Annotated in this window: 20 protein-coding genes; 1 reads left to right on the forward strand and 19 read right to left on the reverse strand. The window is 72.7% G+C overall.

All coding sequences use genetic code 11. The annotated features are described in order from the left end of the window. Positions 1 to 114: 114 nt before the first annotated feature. From nusB to ACFQ8C_RS16160, 15 genes are all read right to left on the reverse strand, one after another. Positions 115 to 552 (reverse strand): transcription antitermination factor NusB, encoded by a 438-nt coding sequence (nusB, locus tag ACFQ8C_RS16090; RefSeq protein WP_383457230.1) that lies wholly within the window; start codon positions 550 to 552, stop codon positions 115 to 117. A gap of 2 nt (positions 553 to 554) precedes the next feature. Next, on the reverse strand, positions 555 to 1,121 hold the full coding sequence (gene efp, locus ACFQ8C_RS16095; RefSeq protein WP_383457233.1) for an elongation factor P: 567 nt from the start codon (positions 1,119 to 1,121) through the stop codon (positions 555 to 557). 49 nt (positions 1,122 to 1,170) lie between these two features. After that, positions 1,171 to 2,283 carry a M24 family metallopeptidase gene (locus ACFQ8C_RS16100; RefSeq protein ID WP_383457236.1) on the reverse strand — a complete coding sequence of 371 codons (1,113 nt, stop codon included), beginning with the start codon at positions 2,281 to 2,283 and terminating at the stop codon, positions 1,171 to 1,173. Between the two features lie 69 nt (positions 2,284 to 2,352). After that, on the reverse strand, positions 2,353 to 3,273 hold the full coding sequence (locus ACFQ8C_RS16105; RefSeq protein ID WP_383457238.1) for an AAA family ATPase: 921 nt from the start codon (positions 3,271 to 3,273) through the stop codon (positions 2,353 to 2,355). 302 nt (positions 3,274 to 3,575) lie between these two features. Beyond that, positions 3,576 to 4,034: a type II 3-dehydroquinate dehydratase gene (gene aroQ / locus ACFQ8C_RS16110; protein WP_383457241.1), complete on the reverse strand. Its 459-nt coding sequence runs from the start codon at positions 4,032 to 4,034 to the stop codon at positions 3,576 to 3,578. After that, on the reverse strand, positions 4,031 to 5,128 hold the full coding sequence (gene aroB, locus ACFQ8C_RS16115) for a 3-dehydroquinate synthase (protein WP_383457244.1): 1,098 nt from the start codon (positions 5,126 to 5,128) through the stop codon (positions 4,031 to 4,033). Before aroB ends, aroQ begins: the two co-directional genes overlap by 4 nt. Beyond that, a complete protein-coding gene (locus ACFQ8C_RS16120) occupies positions 5,125 to 5,643 on the reverse strand; it encodes a shikimate kinase (RefSeq protein WP_383457248.1) in 519 nt (172 codons plus the stop codon). Before ACFQ8C_RS16120 ends, aroB begins: the two co-directional genes overlap by 4 nt. Then, positions 5,640 to 6,824, reverse strand: a complete 1,185-nt coding sequence (gene aroC / locus ACFQ8C_RS16125; RefSeq protein ID WP_383457250.1) for a chorismate synthase — start codon at positions 6,822 to 6,824, stop codon at positions 5,640 to 5,642. The genes ACFQ8C_RS16120 and aroC overlap by 4 nt, the downstream gene beginning before the upstream one ends. A gap of 114 nt (positions 6,825 to 6,938) precedes the next feature. Beyond that, complete coding sequence (locus ACFQ8C_RS16130) at positions 6,939 to 7,166, reverse strand: hypothetical protein (protein WP_383457252.1); 228 nt, start codon at positions 7,164 to 7,166, stop codon at positions 6,939 to 6,941. A gap of 48 nt (positions 7,167 to 7,214) precedes the next feature. Further along, a complete protein-coding gene (locus ACFQ8C_RS16135) occupies positions 7,215 to 8,057 on the reverse strand; it encodes a shikimate dehydrogenase (protein WP_383457255.1) in 843 nt (280 codons plus the stop codon). Next, positions 8,041 to 9,876 carry an endolytic transglycosylase MltG gene (mltG, locus tag ACFQ8C_RS16140; protein ID WP_383457258.1) on the reverse strand — a complete coding sequence of 612 codons (1,836 nt, stop codon included), beginning with the start codon at positions 9,874 to 9,876 and terminating at the stop codon, positions 8,041 to 8,043. Before mltG ends, ACFQ8C_RS16135 begins: the two co-directional genes overlap by 17 nt. Positions 9,877 to 9,977: 101 nt before the next feature. Next, positions 9,978 to 10,442, reverse strand: a complete 465-nt coding sequence (ruvX, locus tag ACFQ8C_RS16145; protein WP_383457348.1) for a Holliday junction resolvase RuvX — start codon at positions 10,440 to 10,442, stop codon at positions 9,978 to 9,980. Positions 10,443 to 10,444: 2 nt separating this feature from the next. Next, positions 10,445 to 13,114, reverse strand: a complete 2,670-nt coding sequence (gene alaS / locus ACFQ8C_RS16150) for an alanine--tRNA ligase (protein WP_383457261.1) — start codon at positions 13,112 to 13,114, stop codon at positions 10,445 to 10,447. After that, complete coding sequence (locus ACFQ8C_RS16155) at positions 13,114 to 13,464, reverse strand: DUF6167 family protein (RefSeq protein WP_383457264.1); 351 nt, start codon at positions 13,462 to 13,464, stop codon at positions 13,114 to 13,116. Before ACFQ8C_RS16155 ends, alaS begins: the two co-directional genes overlap by 1 nt. A 5-nt stretch (positions 13,465 to 13,469) precedes the next feature. Continuing rightward, complete coding sequence (locus ACFQ8C_RS16160; RefSeq protein WP_383457267.1) at positions 13,470 to 13,910, reverse strand: DUF948 domain-containing protein; 441 nt, start codon at positions 13,908 to 13,910, stop codon at positions 13,470 to 13,472. Between the two features lie 180 nt (positions 13,911 to 14,090). Between ACFQ8C_RS16160 and ACFQ8C_RS16165 the strand changes: the two genes are divergently transcribed. Further along, positions 14,091 to 16,250, forward strand: a complete 2,160-nt coding sequence (locus ACFQ8C_RS16165) for an ATP-binding protein (protein ID WP_383457268.1) — start codon at positions 14,091 to 14,093, stop codon at positions 16,248 to 16,250. Between the two features lie 34 nt (positions 16,251 to 16,284). On the opposite strand, the gene rpsD is transcribed toward ACFQ8C_RS16165, so the two are convergent. The 4 genes from rpsD to hisS form a co-directional block, all read right to left on the reverse strand. After that, on the reverse strand, positions 16,285 to 16,899 hold the full coding sequence (rpsD, locus tag ACFQ8C_RS16170) for a 30S ribosomal protein S4 (protein ID WP_306313359.1): 615 nt from the start codon (positions 16,897 to 16,899) through the stop codon (positions 16,285 to 16,287). 389 nt (positions 16,900 to 17,288) lie between these two features. Next, on the reverse strand, positions 17,289 to 18,644 hold the full coding sequence (locus ACFQ8C_RS16175; RefSeq protein WP_383457350.1) for a replication-associated recombination protein A: 1,356 nt from the start codon (positions 18,642 to 18,644) through the stop codon (positions 17,289 to 17,291). A gap of 52 nt (positions 18,645 to 18,696) precedes the next feature. Further along, on the reverse strand, positions 18,697 to 19,302 hold the full coding sequence (locus ACFQ8C_RS16180) for a vitamin K epoxide reductase family protein (RefSeq protein ID WP_383457271.1): 606 nt from the start codon (positions 19,300 to 19,302) through the stop codon (positions 18,697 to 18,699). A 136-nt stretch (positions 19,303 to 19,438) separates the two neighbouring features. Continuing rightward, the gene (gene hisS / locus ACFQ8C_RS16185) at positions 19,439 to 20,701 is read right to left on the reverse strand and encodes a histidine--tRNA ligase (RefSeq protein WP_383457273.1); all 1,263 of its coding nucleotides are present in this window, start codon (positions 20,699 to 20,701) and stop codon (positions 19,439 to 19,441) included. Positions 20,702 to 20,706: the final 5 nt, after the last annotated feature.

Below are 20,706 nucleotides of genomic sequence, written 5' to 3' on the forward strand. Positions count from 1 at the left end.
GGCCCGGCGCTTTCGTGTCCGCTCCTCCCCCGCCTCTCACCCGTTCGGGGGAACGCGAAGGGGCCCGCGGCACCGAGTGGTGCGGCGGGCCCCTTCGCAGGGCCGGGTGCGGACCTAGGCGTCCACGTCGCGGCGGAGTCGGGGCTTCAGGTCCTTGAAGCGCCCGAGGAGTCCGTTGACGAACGCCGGGGAGTCGTCCGTGGAGAACTCCTTGGCGAGCTGCACGGCCTCGTCGATCGCCACCGCGTCCGGGGTGCCGTCCTCCCAGATCAGCTCGTACGCGCCGAGGCGCACGATGCTGCGGTCGGCGGCCGGCATCCGGTCGAGGTCCCAGTCCACCGCGTAGGTGGCGATGAGCTCGTCGATCCGGGCCACGTACCGGGCGTACCCCTCGACCAGCTGCATCGTGAAGTCACCGACCGCGGGCTGACGCTCGTCGGCACGGTGGAGCCGGATCTGGTCCGCGAGGACCTCCTGGACCGAAGTGCCGCGCTGGTCGGCCTCGAACAGGATCTGGAAGGCCCGCCTGCGGGCCTTGCTCCGGGCGGCCACGGTTAGCTGTTCACCCGGCCGAGGTAGTCGCTGGTGCGGGTGTCGACCTTGACCTTCTCACCGGTGGTGATGAAGAGCGGGACCTGGATCTCGTGGCCGGTCTCCAGCTTGGCGGGCTTGGTGCCACCGGTGGAGCGGTCGCCCTGGACGCCCGGCTCGGTCTCGGCGATGACCAGCTCGACGGCGGCCGGCAGCTCGACGTAGAGGACCTGGCCCTCGTTCTGCGCGACGAGGGCGGTGAAGCCCTCGATGAGGAAGTTGGCGGCGTCGCCGACGACCTTGCGGTCGATGTGGAGCTGGTCGTAGGTGTCCAGGTCCATGAAGACGAAGTAGTCGCCGTCCATGTAGGAGAACTGCATGTCGCGCTTGTCGACGTTCGCGGTCTCCACCTTCACGCCGGCGTTGAAGGTCTTGTCGACGACCTTGCCGGACAGCACGTTCTTGAGCTTGGTGCGCACGAAGGCCGGGCCCTTGCCGGGCTTGACGTGCTGGAACTCGACGACGGACCAGAGCTGGCCCCCGTCGAGCTTGAGCACCATGCCGTTCTTGAGGTCGTTCGTGGAAGCCACGGTTGCGGAATCTCCTGGACTGACGCGGGACCGAGGAGGCGTACGCGCCTCACAGCGCGAGCAGCTCCTTGGTCGTGATGGTGAGTAGCTCGGGTCCGCCGTCCGCCTCCTGGCGCACGACGAGCGTGTCATCGATCCGGACCCCGCCCCGGCCCGGGAGGTGGACCCCCGGTTCGACGGTGACCGGCACGCAAGCGTCCAGTTTACCCATGGCCGAGGGGGACAACTGCGGGTCCTCGTCGATTTCGAGCCCGACCCCGTGTCCGGTGAGCGGAACGGCGGTCTCCGCATGGCCCGCGGCGTCGAGGATCTGGCGGGCCGCGCGGTCCACGTCACGGTACCCGGCGCCGGGCACGAGGGACTCCCGTCCGGCCCGCTGGGCGGCGAAGACGAGCTCGTACAACTCGATCTGCCAGTCGGCCGGCGCGGTGCCGATGACGAAGGTCCGGCCGATCTCACAGCGGTAGCCGCGGTAGTCCGCGCCGAGGCAGACCGACAGGAAGTCACCCTCCTCGACCCGGCGGTCGGTGGGCCGGTGGCCGCGCCGGCCGGAGTGGGGTCCGGTGGCGACGGAGGTGGGGAAGGCCGCGCCGTCGGCGCCGTGGTCGACGAGCCGCCGCTCCAGTTCGAGGGCGAGGTGGCGTTCGGTGCGGCCGACGAGGATGGACTCCAGGAGCTCGCCGAGGGCCTGGTCGGCGATCTCCGCGGCGATCCTCAGACAGGCGATCTCGTCCTCGTCCTTGACCACCCTGAGCTGTTCGACGGCGCAGGCGAGGTCGGAGAGCCGGAGTCCGGGAGCGGCGGCGCCGAGGCCGCGGTGACGGGCCACCGTCAGGTCGTGCTCCTCGACGGCGAGCCCGTCGGTGCCGGAGCGGCGGGCGAGTTCGGCCGCGGCGACGGCCGGATCGCCGCCGCCGAGCGGCAGCTGCTGCTGCCGGAGCAGCTCGTCGAGCCGCCCGTCGAGGGGCTCGCCCTCGACCGCCGGCGGCCGGATCAGCAGGTCCGCGCCGGGCTCGGGACCGACGAGCAGGACGGCGCCGGGCGGGGCGCCGCCCGCGAGATAGCGGACGTTGGCGGGACGGGACACCAGGGCCGCCGCGCTGCCCGCTGCCGCGACCCGGTCGCGCAGCCTGACCCGGCGGTCCGCATACACCTGTGACATGCCTCCGAGCCTACGAGCCGGGCCCCGCCCCGGCCCGTCGGCGGCGTCCGACCGGGGAACGCCCGCCGGTCAGCCGCCGGGCGGCGCGGCTATCGCCCGGGCCAGGGCCTCGTCGATGAGCCGGGCGGTGGAGTCCACGTCGAGCGCCGAGTTGTCGATGATCGGCAGCCCGGAGCCGTACCAGCCGGCCATCCGGCCGTGTATCGCGGCGACCTCCTCGTCGGTCAGCCGCCGGTTGCCGGCGCGCTGGGCGTTGCGCTCCAGGACGACCTCCAGGCCGGGGAGGAGGACCACCGGCAGCAGGCCGGGGCCGACGTGCCGCTTCCAGCCGCCGAGCCCGACGACGGGCCGGTCGGGGAAGACGGCGTCGTCGAGGATGCAGGAGATGCCGTTGGCGAGGAAGTTGCGGGCGGCGAAGCCGCAGGTGCGGCGGGCGAGCCGGTACTGCGCCTCGGAGTGCTCGTTCCACCCCGACTGCGGGTCGGCGAAACCGGAGCAGACCCATTCCCGTACGTCGTCGAGGCTGATGTGGGCGGTGGGGACGGGCCGGCGGCGCGCCCAGTGCCGGGCGACCGTGGTCTTGCCCGCGCCCGCGGGCCCGATCAGCAGCACGGCGAGGGTCGCGCCCCCGGTGCCGGGCCGGTGCTCGACGACCGGCACGGGCGGCGCCAGCGGCACGGCCCCGGTGACGTACGGGGACCCGGGCGCGTGCGGGGGCACGGAGGCGTGCGCGGGCACCGCTCCGCCGGGGTGCGGCGGTACGGCTCCGGGCGCCGCGCCCCAGCCCGCGCCGCCGGGCGCCGGGGGCGGTCCCGGCTGGACGGCGGGGTGGACGCCGAGCCGGCCGCCCGGCGCGCCGGACGGCGGTCCCGGGTAGGGCGCGGCCTGCGGGGGCGGGGGTACGGGGCCGTGGCCGCCCGCCGGGCCCTGGCCGGGCGTCAGGCCCGGCCGCTCGGGCGGTGGCAGCGGTCCCCCCACTGCGTGCTGCATCCGGTGCCACTCCGTCTCGTCGGCCTCGTAGGTCGGTGGGGGCGGCCGGTCCGGTGCCGCCTCGGCCCGGCCCCGGTCCCCCGTGGATGCCAAAACGTTACCGCCCCGTCCCCCCGCTCGGGGAACGGGCGGGGGCCTACCGAAAGTGCCCGCCCCCGGAACACCCCCGGAACACCCCTGGAGCACCCCCGGAGCGGCCCCGGAACACCCCCGGAGCGCCCCCGTGGGACCCGTGCCGGCCCTCACGCCGAGAAGGGCGGCCGCCCGTGCCGGCAGCCGCCCCTGGTCCCGCGTACGCCCGCTCAGCCCCGGCTGTCGGGCGCGATCTCCTCGGCGAGGGCGCGCAGGGCGAGCCGGTAGGAGCCGATGCCGAAGCCGGCGATCGTGCCGGTCGCCACGGCGGCCACCACCGAGGTGTGCCGGAACTCCTCGCGGGTGTACGGGTTCGAGATGTGCACCTCGATCAGCGGGGCGGTCCGCTGCGCGGCCGCGTCCCGCATCCCGTACGAGTAGTGCGTGAACGCGCCCGGGTTGAGCACGACCGGCACGCGTCCGTCGGCCGCCTCGTGCAGCCAGCGGATCATCTCGCCCTCGTCGTTGGTCTCCCGGACCTCGACGTCGAAGCCGAGCTCGGCGCCGAGCTCCCGGCAGGACTCCACGAGCCCCTTGTAGGAGGTGGCGCCGTAGATGTCGGGCTCGCGCGAGCCCAGCCGGCCGAGGTTCGGCCCGTTCAGGACCAGGACGCGGCGCGGTGCGCTCATGCCGAGAGCTCCCCGTAGGCGGCGATGAGGACGGCCGGGTCGGGACCCTCCAGGACGGCGGGCTTGGCGAGCCCGTCGAGGACGATGAAGCGCAGCAGGTCACCGCGGGACTTCTTGTCCACCTTCATCGTCTCCAGGAGCTTGGGCCACTGGTCGCCGCGGTAGGTGAGCGGCAGGCCGACGGACTCCAGGACGGCGCGGTGCCGGTCGGCGGTGGCGTCGTCGAGGCGGCCCGCGAGGCGGCCCAGTTCGGCGGCGAAGACCATGCCGACGGAGACGGCGGCGCCGTGCCGCCACTTGTACCGCTCGTTCTTCTCGATGGCGTGCGCGAGGGTGTGCCCGTAGTTGAGGATCTCGCGGCGGCCGGACTCCTTGAGGTCGCCGGAGACGACGTCGGCCTTGACCTGGATCGAGCGGACGATCAGCTCGGCGGTGTGCGGTCCGGCGGGCGTGCGGGCGGCCTGCGGGTCCTCCTCAATGAGGTCGAGGATCACCGGGTCGGCGATGAAGCCGGTCTTGATGATCTCGGCGAGGCCGCTGACGAAGTCGTGCACCGGCAGCGAGTCCAGCGCGGCGAGGTCGCAGAGGACCCCGGCCGGCGGGTGGAAGGCGCCCACGAGGTTCTTGCCCTCGGCGGTGTTGATGCCGGTCTTGCCGCCGACGGCGGCGTCGACCATGCCGAGGACGGTGGTCGGCACCGCGACCCAGCGCACGCCGCGCAGCCAGGTCGCGGCGACGAAGCCGGCCAGGTCGGTGGTGGCGCCGCCGCCGACGCCGACGATGACGTCGGTGCGGGTGAAGCCGGTCTGGCCGAGCGCCTTCCAGCAGTAGGCGGCGACCTCGGCGGTCTTCGCCTCCTCGGCGTTCGGCACCTGGATGGCGACGGCCTCGTACCCCTGCTCGGCCAGGTCCTCGCGGAGCGCCTCGCCGGTCCCGGCGAGCGCCTCGGGGTGGATGACGGCGACCCGCCTGGCCCTGTGGCCGATGAGGGCGGGCAGTTCGCCGAGCAGCTGCCGGCCGACCAGCACCTCGTACGGATCCGTGCCCGCGCTGCCGCCGACGTGGATACGGGTCACTTCCTGGTCCGTGCTCATGCGTCCTTCAGCTCCAGTGCGTCGAGGACCGCCGCGGCGACCTCTTCGGGGGTGCGGGCGTCGGTGGCGACCACGACGCTCGCGACTTCTTCGTACAGAGGGCGCCGGGCGTCCATCAGTTCGCGCCACTGCCGGCGCGGGTTGACGGCCAGCAGCGGGCGGGCCGCGCCGAGGCCGACCCGTCGCACGGCCTCCTCGACGTCCATCGAGAGGTACGCGACGGGCTGCCCGGCGAGCAGGGCGCGGGTGTCGGCGTCGAGGACGGCGCCGCCGCCGAGGGCGAGGACGCCCCCGTGCTCGGCGACGGCCTGGGCGACGGCGGCCTTCTCCAGGGCGCGGAAGCGCTCCTCGCCGTCCTCGACGAAGATGTCGGAGATCTCGCGGCCCTCGGCGGCGACGATGTCGGCGTCGGTGTCCCGGTAGGGCGCGCCGAGCCGTTCGGCCAGGAGCGCGCCCACCGTGGACTTGCCGGAGCCCATCGGGCCGACGAGGACGACCAGGGGGCCGCCGGTCACCGGATGCGCAGGTTGTCGAGGTACGACCGGACGTTGCGGCGGGTCTCGGGGACCGAGTCGCCGCCGAACTTCTCGACGACGGCGTCGGCGAGGACGAGGGCGACCATGGCCTCGGCGACGATGCCGGCGGCCGGGACGGCGCAGACGTCGGAGCGCTGGTGGTGGGCCGCGGCGGCCTCGCCGGTGGCGACGTCGACGGTGGCGAGCGCGCGCGGGACGGTCGCGATCGGCTTCATGGCGGCGCGGACGCGCAGCAGTTCGCCGGTGGTGAGACCGCCCTCGGTGCCGCCGGAGCGGCCGGAGGTGCGGCGGATGCCGTCGTCGGTCTTCACGATCTCGTCGTGCGCCTGCGAGCCGGGCACCCGGGCGAGGTCGAAGCCGTCGCCGACCTCGACGCCCTTGATGGCCTGGATGCCCATGAGCGCGGCGGCGAGCCGGGCGTCGAGGCGGCGGTCCCAGTGGACGTGCGAGCCGAGGCCGACGGGCACGCCGTAGGCGAGGACCTCGACGACGCCGCCGAGGGTGTCGCCGTCCTTGTGGGCCTGGTCGATCTCGGCGACCATCGCCTTCGACGCGTCGGCGTCGAGGCAGCGGACCGGGTCGGCGTCGAGCTTCTCGACGTCGGCGGGGGTCGGGTAGACGCCGTACGGCGCCTTGGCGGCGGCCAGTTCGACCACGTGGCTGACGATCTCGATGCCGGCGGCCTCCTTGAGGAAGGAGCGGGCGACGGCACCGAGGGCGACGCGGGCGGCGGTCTCCCGGGCGCTGGCGCGCTCCAGGATCGGCCGGGCCTCGTCGAAGCCGTACTTCTGCATCCCGGCGAGGTCGGCGTGGCCGGGGCGGGGCCGGGTGAGCGGCGCGTTGCGGCCGGTCTCCTTGAGCTCGGCGGGGTCGACCGGGTCGGCCGACATCACCTTCTCCCACTTGGGCCACTCGGTGTTCCCGACCATGACGGCGATCGGCGAACCGAGCGAGAGCCCGTGCCGGACGCCGCCGAGGAAGGTGATCTCGTCCTGCTCGAACTTCATCCGGGCGCCGCGCCCATAGCCGAGGCGCCGCCGCGCGAGGTGGTCCGCCACCAGCTCAGTGGTGACCGGGACGCCGGCGGGAAGACCCTCCAGCGTCGCGACCAGCGCGGGTCCGTGGGATTCCCCAGCGGTCAGCCAACGCAACCTGCTCAACGATGCTCCTCATGCTCGCGCCTGGGCACTGCGACGGCAGGACCGGGCGCGCGGCCCTGACCCGCCACCCCCGATCCTCCCACGTCCGGGCCCTGACCTCGGCCTGCGGTCCAGCTATCGGACGCGCGCCTCGTCCTCGTGGACGTCGGCGGCGCTCGCGGGCGCGTCGGCGGATCGTTTCAGCAGCCAGGTGACGAAGCCGTACACGACGGTCAGGCCGAAGAGCGCGAGCACGGTGTACCGCGCCCACGGCGGCAGCGAGCTGAGGAATCCCACGTACAGGAAGCGCACGACGTCGAAGCCGAGATCCGCCTTCGACGCGAGCGACACGTCCCCGTCCATCCCCGTTCCCCCTGGGTCGTCACGGCGCCCCGGGGCGGCCGCGCGGGGTCAGCGCGCGGCGAGCGCGGCCTCGCCGGCGGCGCGCATGGCGGCCAGCGGTGCCTTCGGGGTGCCTGTCATCTGCTCGACCTGGAGCACCGCCTGGTGGACCAGGAGGTCCAGGCCGCCGACGATCTTACCGCCGCGTCCGGACCAGGCGGCGGCGAGCGCGGTGGGCCAGGGGTCGTAGAGGACGTCGAAGAGGGTGCCCGGACGGTCGGGGAGCGCGGTCGCCAGGGCGTCCGTGGTCCCCGCCGGGGTCGTGGCGACGACCAGCGGCGCCGCGAAGGCCTCCGCCGCGTCGTCCCAGGCGGCGGTGTGGACGTCGACGCCGAGGCGGTCGCCCCAGCCGCGCATCTCCGCGGCCCGTGCCTCGCTGCGTACATAGGCGGTGACCGGGCCGGCGCAGACGCGGGCCAGGGCGGCGAGGGCCGAGGACGCGGTGGCGCCCGCGCCGAGGATCGCCGCGGACTCCACCTTCTCGACGCCCCGCTCGCGCAGGGCCGCGATCATGCCGGGGATGTCGGTGTTGTCGCCGACCCGGCGGCCGTCCTCGCGGAAGACCACCGTGTTCACCGCCTCCACGGAGGCGGCCGTCTCGCTGACCTCGTCGAGCAGCGGGATGATCGCCCGCTTCAGCGGCATGGTCAGCGACAGGCCCGCCCACGAGGGGTCGAGCTCCGCGACGAAGCCCGGCAGGGCCGCCTCGTCGATCTCGAAGCGCCCGTAGGACCAGTCGTCCAGGCCGAGCTCCGCGTACGCGGCCCGGTGCAGGACCGGGGAGAGCGAGTGGGCGATCGGCGAACCGAGGACGGCGGCGCGGCGGCCCGTCCCGCTAGTTCGTGTTGGCATTGAACTTGTCCTTGAGCTTCTCGAACTCGGCGTAGGTCTTGGCGAACTCGGTCTTGTGCATGCCGTCGGTCGCGACGAAGTACATCCAGCCGTCCTTCGTCGGATCGAGCATGGCCGCCAGCGCCTGGTTGCCCGGGTTGCCGATCGGGCCGGGCGGCAGGCCGGGCTGGGTGTACGTGTTGTACGGGTCCTGGTTGGAGTTCGCCTCCTTCTCCGAGATCTTGATCTCGGACTGACCCTTCAGGTAGTTCAGCGCCGAGTCGAACTGGAGCTTCCGGTTCGTCTCGGTGTTGTCCGGCTGGAGGCGGTTGTAGATGACCTCCGCCATCCGGCGGAAGTCGTCGTGCGTCTTGCCCTCCGCCTGCACGAGGCTCGCGACGGTCAGGAGCTCCCAGGCGTTCTCGACGCCGTGGGCCTTCGCCTGCCCCTCCAGGTCCAGCTTCGTGTACTCCTGGTTGGCGCGGCTGACCATCTTCTTCAGCGCGTCCTCGGGCTTGCTGCCCTTCGCGACCGGGTAGCTCGCGGGGAAGAGGAAGCCCTCCAGCGGGTCCTTGAGCTTGTCGTGGTTCTTCGCCCAGTCGGGCAGGCCCAGGGAGTCGGCCTTCGAGAGGGCGATCTCCTTCGTGCTGCCGGGCTTGAGGTCGAGCCGGGTGTCGATCTGCTCGTACACCCAGGCGTTGCGCTTGCCCTCGGGGATGATGAGGTTGGCCTGGCTCGCCGGGTCGAGCATCATCGCGACGGCGCTCTCCGCCGACATCTCCTTGCGCAGCGTGTAGGCGCCGGCCTGGATCGAGTTGCCCTTCTCGTTCTGCTGCTGCGCCGAGACGAAGGCGTCGACGCTCTTCACGACGCCGGCCTTCTTCAGGATGTTGCCGATCTCGGTGCCGAAGGCGCCCTTCGGGATCTCGACCTGGACCTCACCGGCGCCGGCGCCCTCGTAGTCGGGCGCCTCCCCGAACTGGCCCTGCCAGAACTGGTAGCCGAAGTAGCCGAGGCCGCCCACGCCGCCCACCAGGACGGTGGCGACGACGAGGCAGGCGACGCCGTTCTTGCCCTTGCGTTTCTTCTCCTTGCCGCGGCGCTCGCGGTCGCGGTCGTCGCCGCGACCGCCGCGGCCCCGGCGGGAGGAGGGCTCGTCGTCCTCGTAGCCGTCCTCGTCGTCTTCACCGGTGAAGAAGGGGTGCGACTCCTCCTGCTCCGGCTCCTGGCGTACGGGCTCCGGCTCGGGTTCCGGGGTCCAGTCGACGACCGGCTCCGGCGGCTGCCGGCGGCCTGGCGGCTGGGGCGGCGGATACGCCTCGGGCGTGCCGTAGAGGTCGGGCTGCTGGCCGCCGTACGGATCGGCGGGCGGCGCGTTGTAGGCCATGGCGGCCTGGCCGGTCTCCCAGTTGCCGTCGTACGTCTGTCCGGGCTGCCCGGGCGTGTCGTACTCCTGCCCCTGGTACCCCTGGGGCCCCTGGTCCCAGCCGGTCTGACCGTACGACTGACCGTACGCCTGAGCCTGAGCTTGGGCCTGAGCTTGGGCCTGAGCTTGGGCCTGGGCCTGGGCCTGAGCTTGGGCCTGCTGCGGGTCGAGGTATCCCTGCTGCTGGTACTGCTGCTGGTAGGCGGCCTGCTGCTGGTACGGGTCGGTCCCGTAGCCCTGCTGGGCGTACGGGTCCTGGTAGGCCTGACCACCTTGCGTGTACGGCGTCGCCTGCTGCGGATGCTGCTGCGGCTGCTGGTGGTACTGCTGCTGACCTTCCCACCCCTGGTCCCCGTACAAGGGGTCCGTGGGGTGCCACGGTTCGGAGCCAGGGCCCCGGCCATACTCAGTCATCGATCCCCAAAGAGCCGCGAGGCTTCCGGACGATCCGCCTCTACGTAGTGCGGCAGCTGTTCGAACACCGCCGCAACGCGCGGAACGTTACCGTATCGCGATCAGATGACCACTTCGACGCCCTCGCCGGGCGGATTACCTGATACCCGTTCGGACTCAAGAGCGTTCTGAAGGATGATCACAGCGGCGGCCTGGTCGATGACGGACCGCCCCTTCTTGGACTTCACGCCGGAGGCCCGCAGCCCCTGCGTCGCCGTCACCGTGGTCATCCGCTCGTCGACCAGACGGACCGGCACGGGGGCGATCCCCCGCGCCATCTCCTTCGCGAAGGCACGGACCTTGGTGGCCGCCGGCCCCTCCCGCCCGCTGAGCGAGCGGGGCAGGCCCACGACGACCTCGATCGGCTCGTACTCCTCGACGATCTGGCGGAGCCGCCGGTGGGCGGCCGGGACGTCACGTCCCGGCACGGTCTCCACCGGCGTGGCGAGGACCCCGTCGGGGTCGCACGAGGCGACCCCGATCCGGGCGTCCCCGACGTCGACCGCGATGCGGCGGCCGCGACGCATCGTCACGCCGTCTCCACCACGAGACGCTCGACGGCGGCGATGGCCTCGCCGACGGCCTCCGGGTTCTGGCCGCCGCCCTGGGCGACGTCCGGCTTGCCGCCGCCACCGCCGCCGAGGGTCTTGGCGGCCGTGCGGACCAGCTCGCCGGCCTTGAGGCCGCGCTCGCGGGCGGCCTCGTTGGTGGCGATCACCGTGAGCGGCTTGCCGTTGGCCGTGGTGAAGAGGGCCACGACGGCCGGGCGGTCGGACGGGATGCGGCCGCGCACGTCGAGGACGAGCTTGCGCAGGTCGTCGGCGCCGGTGCCGTCCGGGACCTGGCCGGTGACCAGGGCGAGACCGCGGATGTCCTTGGCGGAGTCGACCAGGCCGGCGGCGGCCTGGAGGACCTTCTCCGCGCGGAACTTCTCGATCTCCTTCTCGGCGTCCTTCAGCTTGCCGAGCATGGCGGCGATCTTCTCCGGCAGCTCCTCCGAGCGGCCCTTGACCAGCTCCTGGAGCTGGGCGACGACCGTGTGCTCCCGGGCGAGGAAGTTGTACGCGTCGACGCCGACCAGGGCCTCGATGCGGCGCACGCCGGAGCCGATGGAGGACTCGCCGAGCAGCTTCACCAGGCCCAGCTGGGCGGTGTTGCCGACGTGCGTACCGCCGCACAGCTCCTTGGAGAAGTCGCCGATGGTGACGACGCGGACCTGCTCGCCGTACTTCTCGCCGAACTCGGCGATGGCGCCCTGGCGCTTGGCCTCGTTGATCGGCATGACCTCGGCGTGGACCTCCAGCTCGCGCGAGAGGACCTCGTTGATCTTCTGCTCGACGTCGGTGAGGACGGTGCCGGGGACGGCGTTCGGCGAACCGAAGTCGAAGCGGAAGCGGCCGGGCTGGTTCTCGGAACCGGCCTGGGCGGCCGTCGGGCCGAGGGCGTCGCGCAGCGCCTGGTGGGTGAGGTGGGTGGCCGAGTGGGCGCGGGCGATGGCCAGCCGGCGGCGCACGTCGATGGTGGCGTAGGCGGTGGAGCCCACGGTCACCTCGCCGACCTGGACCGAGCCCTTGTGCACCGAGACGCCCGGGACGGGCTGCTGCACGTCACGGACCTCGATCACCGCGCCGGAGTGCAGCCGGATGCGACCCTGGTCGGCGATCTGGCCGCCGCCCTCGGCGTAGAAGGGGGTGCGGTCGAGGACGACCTCGACCTCGTCGCCCTCGGAGGCGGCCGGCGACGGGACGCCGTTCACCAGCAGACCGACGACCGTGGACTCGCCCTCGGTGTTGGTGTAGCCGGTGAACTGGGTGGCGCCGGAGGTGTCGGCGATCTCGCGGTAGGCGGAGACGTCGGCGTGACCGGTCTTCTTGGCCTTGGCGTCGGCCTTGGCGCGGTCCCGCTGCTCCTTCATCAGGCGGCGGAAGCCGTCCTCGTCCACGGAGAGGCCCTGCTCGGCGGCCATCTCCAGGGTGAGGTCGATCGGGAAGCCCCAGGTGTCGTGGAGCAGGAAGGCCTTCTCGCCGGCGAGGACCGAGCCACCGGCGGCCTTGGTCTCGGTGACGGCGGTGTCGAGGATGTTGGTGCCGCCCTTGAGGGCCTTGAGGAACGCGGCCTCCTCGGCGAGGGCGACCGTCTCGACGCGCTTGCGGTCGGTCTCCAGCTCCGGGTACTGCTCGGCCATGGTCCGGATGACCGTGTCGACGAGCTCGCCGACGACCGGGCCGGTGGCGCCGAGCAGGCGCATGTTGCGGACGGCACGGCGCATGATGCGGCGGAGCACGTAGCCGCGGCCCTCGTTGCCCGGGGTGACGCCGTCGCCGATGAGCATGACCGACGTGCGCATGTGGTCGGCGACCACGCGCAACGAGACGTCGCTGTCGTGGGACTTGCCGTAGGCGACGCCGGTGAGCTCGGTGGCCTTGTCGATGACGACCTTGAGGGTGTCCGTCTCGTACATGTTCTGGACGCCCTGGAGGATCATCGCCAGGCGCTCCAGGCCGAGGCCCGTGTCGATGTTCTTCGACGGCAGCTCGCCGAGGATCGGGAAGTCGTCCTTCCCGGAGCCCTCGCCGCGCTCGTACTGCATGAAGACCAGGTTCCAGATCTCCACGTACCGCTCGTCGTTGACGGCCGGGCCGCCCTCGACGCCGAACTCGGGGCCGCGGTCGTAGTTGATCTCGGAGCAGGGGCCGCAGGGGCCGGGGACGCCCATCGACCAGTAGTTGTCCTTCTTGCCGAGGCGCTGGATGCGCTCGGCCGGGACACCGACGACGTCGCGCCAGATCCGCTCGGCCTCGTCGTCCTCCAGGTAGACGGTGATCCAGAGCTTCTCCGGCTCCAGCCCGTAGCCGCCGTGCTCGACCGGGGTGGTCAGCAGCTCCCAGGCGAGCTTGATGGCGCCTTCCTTGAAGTAGTCGCCGAAGGAGAAGTTGCCGCACATCTGGAAGAACGTGCCGTGGCGGGTGGTCTTGCCGACCTCTTCGATGTCGGGCGTGCGCACGCACTTCTGCACGCTGGAGGCGCGCGTGAAGGGCGGCTTGACCTCACCCAGGAAGTAGGGCTTGAAGGGCACCATGCCGGCGGGGACGAGCAGCAGAGTCGGGTCGTCCGCGATGAGCGACGCCGAAGGGACGACGGTGTGCCCGCGCTCCTCGAAGAAGCTCAGCCAGCGGCGGCGGATTTCAGCCGACTCCATCAGTGGTCCTCATTCCGGTTGTACGAGATCGTGCGCGACGAAAACGTGGTCGTGGTCTTGTGCGGGGTGGGGCCGAGGGCGGCCCGGCGGCGGGGCTCGGGGAGTTCCCGGCCCTCGGGAAGCGGTGCGTCGAGGCCGAGCGCCTCGCCCAGCTCGGCCTCCCGCTGGACCATGCCCGCCCTCACGTCGAGGGCGAAGTCCTTGAGCCGGTGGCCCGCCTCGACCGCCTTGTTCGCGGCCTGCGCCGCGAGGCTCTCGGGGGTCAGCTGCCGGATCTTGCGGTTGACCTTGGTGGTGGCCCAGACGCCGGCGGCTGCGCCGGCCGTGAACCAGAACGTACGGCGGAACATCGCGGCTAGCGGCCCTTCTGCTTCCGGCGCCGTGCGAGCGGCACGGTACGGCCGACGATCACGGTACGACGCCCCCCGACGGGCGGCTCCTCCTCGCGGTCCCGGCCGCGGCCGAGCGCCTTGCGGACCCCGTAGCCGAACGCGGCGACCTTGACGAGCGGGCCGCCGAAGGTGGAGGCGACGGTCGTCGAGAGCGCGGAGGCGTTGGCGGTGACCTCCTGGACGTCCGAGGCGATGGCGTCGACGCGGTCGAGCTGGTTCTGCGCCGAGCGGACCGTCGCCGAGGCGTCGGCGAGCAGGGGAACCGCCTGTTCGGTCACCTCCGCCACGAGCCGGGTGGTCGCCCTGAGCGTCTGCGCCAGCCTCGCCAGCACCACGGCGAGGAAGGAGACGAGGATCGCCCAGAACACGGCCACCAGGATCCCGGCAACCTCTCCACCGGTCACTGAGCACCGCTCTCTGCTGTCGTCGTTGGTCGTTCGGGTCCTGCGAAAAGTCGTCCTCCGAGCCTATCGCGCCCGGGCTGTCACGCCGTACCGCATTAGCGCCCGCGTTGCCGGGCGCGGGACGGGAGCCGCGCGGTCAGATTGTACGGAGCGCGCGCGGATGAGTACGCTCCGTGTCCCATGCGACGCAGCAACCTCCCGGCGGAGCTCAACCGGTTCGTGGGACGGACCGGCGAGCGGGCCGAACTGGCCGCGCTCCTGGCCGAGTCACGTCTCGTCACGGTCCTCGGCGTGGGCGGGGTCGGCAAGACCCGGCTCGCCCTGAAGACGGCGGTGGCGGTGCAGAAACGCTACGGCGAGGGGGTCCGGCTCGCGGAGCTGGCACCGCTGCGCGATCCCGGGCTGGTCGAGCACGCCCTGGTCGAGGCGCTCGGCCTCACCGACCACACGCTGCGCGCGCCCCGCGAGGTGCTGGTGGAGCACCTCGCCGAGCGCCGGCTCCTCCTCGTCCTCGACGGCTTCGAGCACCTGGTCGAGGCCTGCGCGCCGCTCGTCCACGAGCTCCTCGCGGCCGCCCCGGGCCTGACGGTGCTGGCCACCGGACGCCGCCCGCTGCGGCTGCCCGGCGAGGCGGTGCTGAGGCTGGCGCCGATGGCCGAGCCGGACGCCCTCACGCTGCTCACGGAGCGGGCGGCCCGGGCCGGCGCCCCCGCCCTCCCCACGGACGAGTCGGTACGGGAGCTGTGCCGGCGGCTCGACGGGATCCCGCTCGCGCTCGAACTGGCCGCGGGCCGGCTGCCGCTGCTCTCCGTGGAGCAGCTGCTCACGCGGCTGGACGACCGCTTCCGGCTCCTCGGCTGCGGCGGGCGCGGGGTCCTCCCCCGCCACCAGACGCTGCGCACCGCGATCGGCTGGAGCCACGAGCTGTGCACGCCGGAGGAGCGGCTGCTGTGGGCGCGCCTCTCGGTCTTCGCCGGTCCGTTCGACCTGGAGGCCGTGGAGTACGTGTGCGGGGGCCCCGACCTGCCGCAGGAGTCGGTCCTCGACCTGCTGGGCGGTCTGCTGGCGCAGTCGCTGGTGACCCGGGAGGACACGGCGGCGGGTCCGGGCTACCGGATGCTGGACACGGTGGCGGCGTACGGGGCGGAGTGGCTGGCGCAGCTCGGGGACACCGAGCGGATGCGGCGGCGGCACCGGGACTGGTACATGGGCCTGGCCACCTGGTGCGAGCTGGAGTGGTTCAGCCCCCGGCAGGCGGAGGTGGCGGCCCGGACGGCGGCGGCGCTGCCGAACCTGCGGGCGGCGCTCGACGTCTGTCTGGAGCTGCCGGACGACGCGCACCTGGCCCAGCACCTGGCGGGGACGCTCTGGTTCGCGTGGGTGGGGTGCGGGCGGCTCTCGGAGGGCCGGCACTGGCTGGAGCGGGCGCTGGCGCTGGAGTCGGGGCACGAGGAGGCGCGGCTGAAGGCGCTCTGGGTGCTCGGCTACGTGGCCGTCCTCCAGGGCGACACGACCGCGGCGGTGGCGGCGCTGCACTCCTGCCGGGAGCGGGCGCGGGCCTCGCGGAACCGGCTGGCGGAGGCGTACGCGACGCACCGGATGGGCTGTCTCGCGCTGCTCACGGACGACTTCCCGCGCGCCGAGGAGCTGCTGGGCCGGGCGCTCGACGCGTACGGCGAGCTGGGCGAGCTGAACAGCAACGTGCTGATGGGCCAGGTGGAGCTGGCGATGGCGCGGGCGTTCCGGGGCGATCTGGAGGGCGCGACGGCGATCTGCCGGGAGGTGCGGGAGGTCTGCGAGGAGCGCGGGGAACGCTGGTCGCGGGCGTACGCGCTCTACGTGCTCGCGTACTCGGCGTGGACGCGGGGCGCGCTGCCGCAGGCGCGGGAGCTGCTCGTGGAGTGCGTGACGATCAACCACCTCTTCCGCGACCTGGTGGGGGTGGTGCTGGCGGTGGAGCTGCTGGCGCTGGTCACGGTGAGCGAGGGCGACGCGGTGGAGGCGGCGGTGCTCCAGGGGGCGGCGCTGCCGGTGTGGGACGCGGTGGGGATCCAGCTCTTCGGGTCGGGTTCCTTCGACGGGCCGCGGGCGCTGTGCGCGGGGCGGGCGGTGGAGGAGCTGGGGGCGGAGCGGTACGAGGAGGCGCTCCGGTTCGGCCGGGGGCTCTCCCTGGACGAGACGGTGGAGCGGGCGGTGGCGGACCGTCCGGCCGCGGTCGTGGGCGGGAGGCCGGGGGCGGTGGCGCCGCGGCCGTTCCGCACGGCCCGGCCGCCGGTGGTGCCGGGAACGCGGAAGCCCGCCGGCTCCCCCACCGGCAAGGGCGGGGAAGCGGCGGGCTGAACACCGCGGGGGTGAGTACTGCGGCCTGCCGGAATCAGCGGGCGTAGTACTCGACGACCAGCTGCTCGTCGCAGATGACCGGGATCTCCTTGCGGTTCGGCTCGCGGTCCAGGCGGAAGGCCAGGGCCTTCAGGTTGACCTGGAGGTAGCGCGGGGTCTCGCCGTCGGGGGCGAAGCCACCCTCGCGGGAGACCTGGAACAGGGTCTTCGCGCGGGACTTCTCGCGGACCATCACGACGTCGTCGGGACGGACGCGGAAGGACGGCTTGTCGACCTTGCCACCGTTGACCTGGATGTGGCCGTGGACGACCATCTGACGGGCCTGGTAGATGGTGCGGGCGATGCCCGAACGCAGGACCAGGGCGTCGAGGCGGCGCTCGAGCTCGACGACCAGCGCCTCGCCCGTCTTGCCCTCGGCCTTCTTGGCGCGGTCGTAGGCGCGCGCCATCTGGCGCTCGCTGATGTCGTACTGGGCACGCAGACGCTGCTTCTCGAGCAGACGGACCTTGTAGTCCGAGTTCTGCTTGCGGCCACGGCCGTGCTCGCCCGGCGGGTAGGGACGGGCCTCGAAGTACTTGACGGCCTTCGGCGTCAGCGCGATACCGAGCGCACGCGACTTCTTGACCTTGGGGCGGGCCTGGTTCGGCATGAACCAACCTCTCTCATCTGAACGAATACGGCTTCACCAGTGGTTAGGGAGGTCGCAATCCGCAGCCGGGAAAACCCTCCGGGTCCACGAGGGACCTGTCGGGCAGCCGCTTCCCGGTCTGGGCACGTACGTGCAGCACGCGAACGACCCACCGCCGGTCCCGGGAATCCGGGGGGTGGTGGGTGGCACGCGACACCTTCGAGGTGCGCGACGCTCCTGGAAACCCTGCCCGGAGGCCGGGTCTCCTGCTGACTGTCCCGATCTGGTGGCGCCGGCCTGGGCCGACACGGGACGCAGCGATCCCGACCAGTGTACCGGCTCCCCGGAGCGCCGCCGCCCAGGGCCCCGGAGGCGCCCGCCGACCGCCTTCCGCCGGCGGCCGTCGTCCGTCAGCCGCCGTCGCTCCTCAGCCGCTCGCGGACCTTCTCCACCACGTCCGCGTAGCGGGCCTCGGCGCCGTAGCGGGTGGGTTCGTAGTAGCGCTTTCCGCGCAGGACGTCGGGGGCGTACTGCTGGGCGGCGATCCCGCCGGGCACGTCGTGCGGGTACACGTACCCCTGGGCGTGGCCGAGTGTGGCGGCGCCCTTGTAGTGGCCGTCGCGGAGGTGGGCGGGGACGGGGCCCACGAGGCCGTTCCTGACGTCCGCGCGGGCGGCGAAGATCGCGTTGGTCGCCGCGTTGGACTTGGGGGCCAGGGCGAGGGCGATGGTGGCGTGGCTGAGGGTGAGGGCGGCCTCGGGGAAGCCGATCATGGCGACGGCCTGGGCGGCGGCGACGGCGAGCGGCAGGGCCTGGGGGTCGGCGAGGCCGATGTCCTCGCTGGCGGAGATCATCAGGCGGCGGGCGATGAAGCGGGGGTCCTCCCCCGCCTCGATCATGCGGGCCAGGTAGTGCAGGGCCGCGTCGACGTCGGAGCCGCGGATGGACTTGATGAGGGCGCTGGCGACGTCGTAGTGCTGGTCGCCGTCCCGGTCGTACGTCACGGCGGCCCGGTCGACCGTCTCCTCGACGGTCTGGAGGGTGATCTCCCGCTCGCCCTTGGCGAGGGCACCGCCGGCCGCGGCCTCCAGGGCGGTCAGGGCGCGGCGGGCGTCGCCGCCGGCGATCCGCAGCAGATGGGCGCGGGCGTCGTCGAGGAGCTCGACGGCGCCGCCGAGCCCGCGCTCCTCGGTGACGGCCCGGTCCATGAGGCCGCCGAGGTCCTCGTCGGTGAGCGATTCCAGGGTGAGGAGCAGGGAGCGGGAGAGGAGCGGGGAGATCACCGAGAAGTACGGGTTCTCCGTGGTGGCGGCGATGAGGGTGACCCAGCGGTTCTCGACGGCGGGGAGCAGGGAGTCCTGCTGGGCCTTGGAGAAGCGGTGGATCTCGTCGAGGAAGAGGACGGTCTCCTTGCCGTAGCCGCCGGAGGCGCGCCGGGCGCCGTCGATGACGGCGCGGACCTCCTTGACGCCGGCGGTGATCGCGGAGAGTTCGACGAAGCGCTTGTTGGTGGCCTTGGAGACCACGTAGGCGAGGGTGGTCTTCCCGATGCCGGGCGGGCCCCAGAGGATCACCGAGGACGGCCCGGCGGGGCCGCCGTCGCCCTCCCCGACGAGCCGCCGCAGCGGCGAGCCGGGCTTGAGCAGGTGCCGCTGGCCCACCACCTCGTCGAGGATGCGGGGGCGCATCCGGACCGCCAGCGGGCTGCTGGCCGGGTCCTTCTCCTGGCGTTCTTCGGCGGCTGCGGTAAAGAGGTCGGGCTCCACGTCCACGAAGCCTAGGTCACGCCACCGACAGTCCGGGCGGGCGCGGGAGCGGTCAGCTCGTCCAGAAGTCCCACCAGCGGGTCAGGACCAGCATGCCGATGATCCCGATGTGCAGGACGGGCAGGACCCAGGTGAACTCGGCGAAGAAGGTCCGCAGGCCGGCCGGGGCGGGGATGACGCCCTTGCGGACGTTGTGCGAGGTCACGTACCAGAACATCACGATGGTGGCGACCCAGGCGAGGCAGCACCACAGGCAGAGCGAGTTGATCTCGTACAGGGACTGCTGCATCAGCCAGGTGCAGAAGCCGACGCCGAAGAGGGTGCCGGCGTTGAGGCCGAGCCAGTACCAGCGGCGGTAGCGGGCGCCGGCGAGGAGGCCGACGCCGATCGCGACCACCATGCCGTAGGTGACCAGGCCGAGCATGGGGTTGGGGAAGCCGAAGACCGAGGCCTGCTCGCTCTTCATGATGTTCCCGCAGGACACGATGGGGTTGAGGCTGCACCCCGGGACGAAGTTCGGGTCCTCCAGGAGCTTGAACTTGTCGAGGGTGATGACCCAGGCGGCGAGCAGCCCGGCCGCTCCGGTGATCACCAGGAGCCAGGCGAGCCCCCTGCTCGCGCCGATGGTCCCCGTCGGCTCCGTGTCGGCTTTCGTCATGCTGTCCTTTTCCCTCGCTCGCGGGCCTGGTCGCCCGGCCATTCTGCAACAAGGCGTACGCCATCGGCCGTTCGCGGGGCATAAGGAAGGGCCCGGCCGCCCCAAGGCGGACCGGGCCCTCCCCGGGTACGGGCGGTCAGCCGAGCAGACCGCGGACGGCGTCCAGGACCTCGTCCAGGGCGACCGCGCGCTGCTCGCCGGACTCCATGTCCTTGAGCTGGGCCACTCCCTCGGCGAGGTCGCGCTCGCCGGCGACGAGGGCGAGACGGGCGCCGGAGCGGTTGGCGTCCTTCATGGCCCCCTTGAGGCCCTTGCCGCCGAAGGAGAAGTCGGCCGCGACACCGGCCCTGCGCAGCTCGGTGACCTTGCCGAAGAGGACGCGGCGCGCCTCCTCGCCGATCGCCACGGCGAAGACGCTGGTGGTCGCGGGGAGGTCCAGCTCGACGCCCTCCGCCTCCAGCGCGAGGACGGTGCGGTCCACGCCGAGGGCCCAGCCGACGGACGGCAGCGCGGGGCCGCCGATCATCTCGGAGAGGCCGTCGTAGCGGCCGCCGCCGCCGACCGCGGACTGGGAGCCGAGGCCGTCGTGGACGAACTCGAAGGTGGTCCGGGTGTAGTAGTCGAGGCCGCGGACCAGCTTGAGGTCGTCCTCGAAGACCACGCCGGCGGCGGTGATCAGCTCGCGGACCTGCTCGTGGTACGCCTTGCAGGCGTCGCACAGGTAGTCGCGGAGCAGCGGCGCGTCGACGAGCTGCTTCTGCACGTCGGCGCGCTTGTCGTCGAGGACCCGCAGCGGGTTGATCTCGGCGCGGCGCAGGGTCTCCTCGTCGAGGTCGAGGCCGCGCAGGAAGGACTGCAGGGCCTCGCGGTAGACGGGGCGGCACTCCTTGTCGCCGAGCGAGTTCAGCAGGATGCGGTACTGGCGCAGGCCGAGGGCGCGGTACGCCTGGTCGGCGAGGATGATCAGCTCGGCGTCGAGCGCCGGGTCCTCGGAGCCGATCGCCTCGGCGCCGACCTGCGAGAAGTGGCGGTAGCGGCCCGCCTGGGCGCGCTCGTAGCGGTAGTACGAGCCCGAGTACCAGAGCTTGACCGGCAGGTTGCCCTGCTTGTGCAGGTTGGCCTGGAGGGCCGCGCGCAGCACGGAGGCGGTGCCCTCGGGGCGGAGGGCGAGCTGGTCGCCGCCCTTCGTGGTGAGGGTGTACATCTCCTTGGTGACGATGTCGGTGGACTCGCCGACGCCGCGGGCGAAGAGGTTCACGTCCTCGAAGCCGGGGGTCTCGACGTAGCCGTAGCCCGCGTTCCTCACCTGGGTGGAGATCGCGTCCCGGACCGCCAGGAACACGGCGGAACGGGGCGGGATCAGGTCGTACGTGCCCTTGGGGGCCTGAAAGGTGCTCACGGAAG

It is taken from the genome of Streptomyces sp. NPDC056503 (genome assembly GCF_042794995.1).
In the GTDB taxonomy this organism is placed as follows: Bacteria; Actinomycetota; Actinomycetes; order Streptomycetales; family Streptomycetaceae; genus Streptomyces.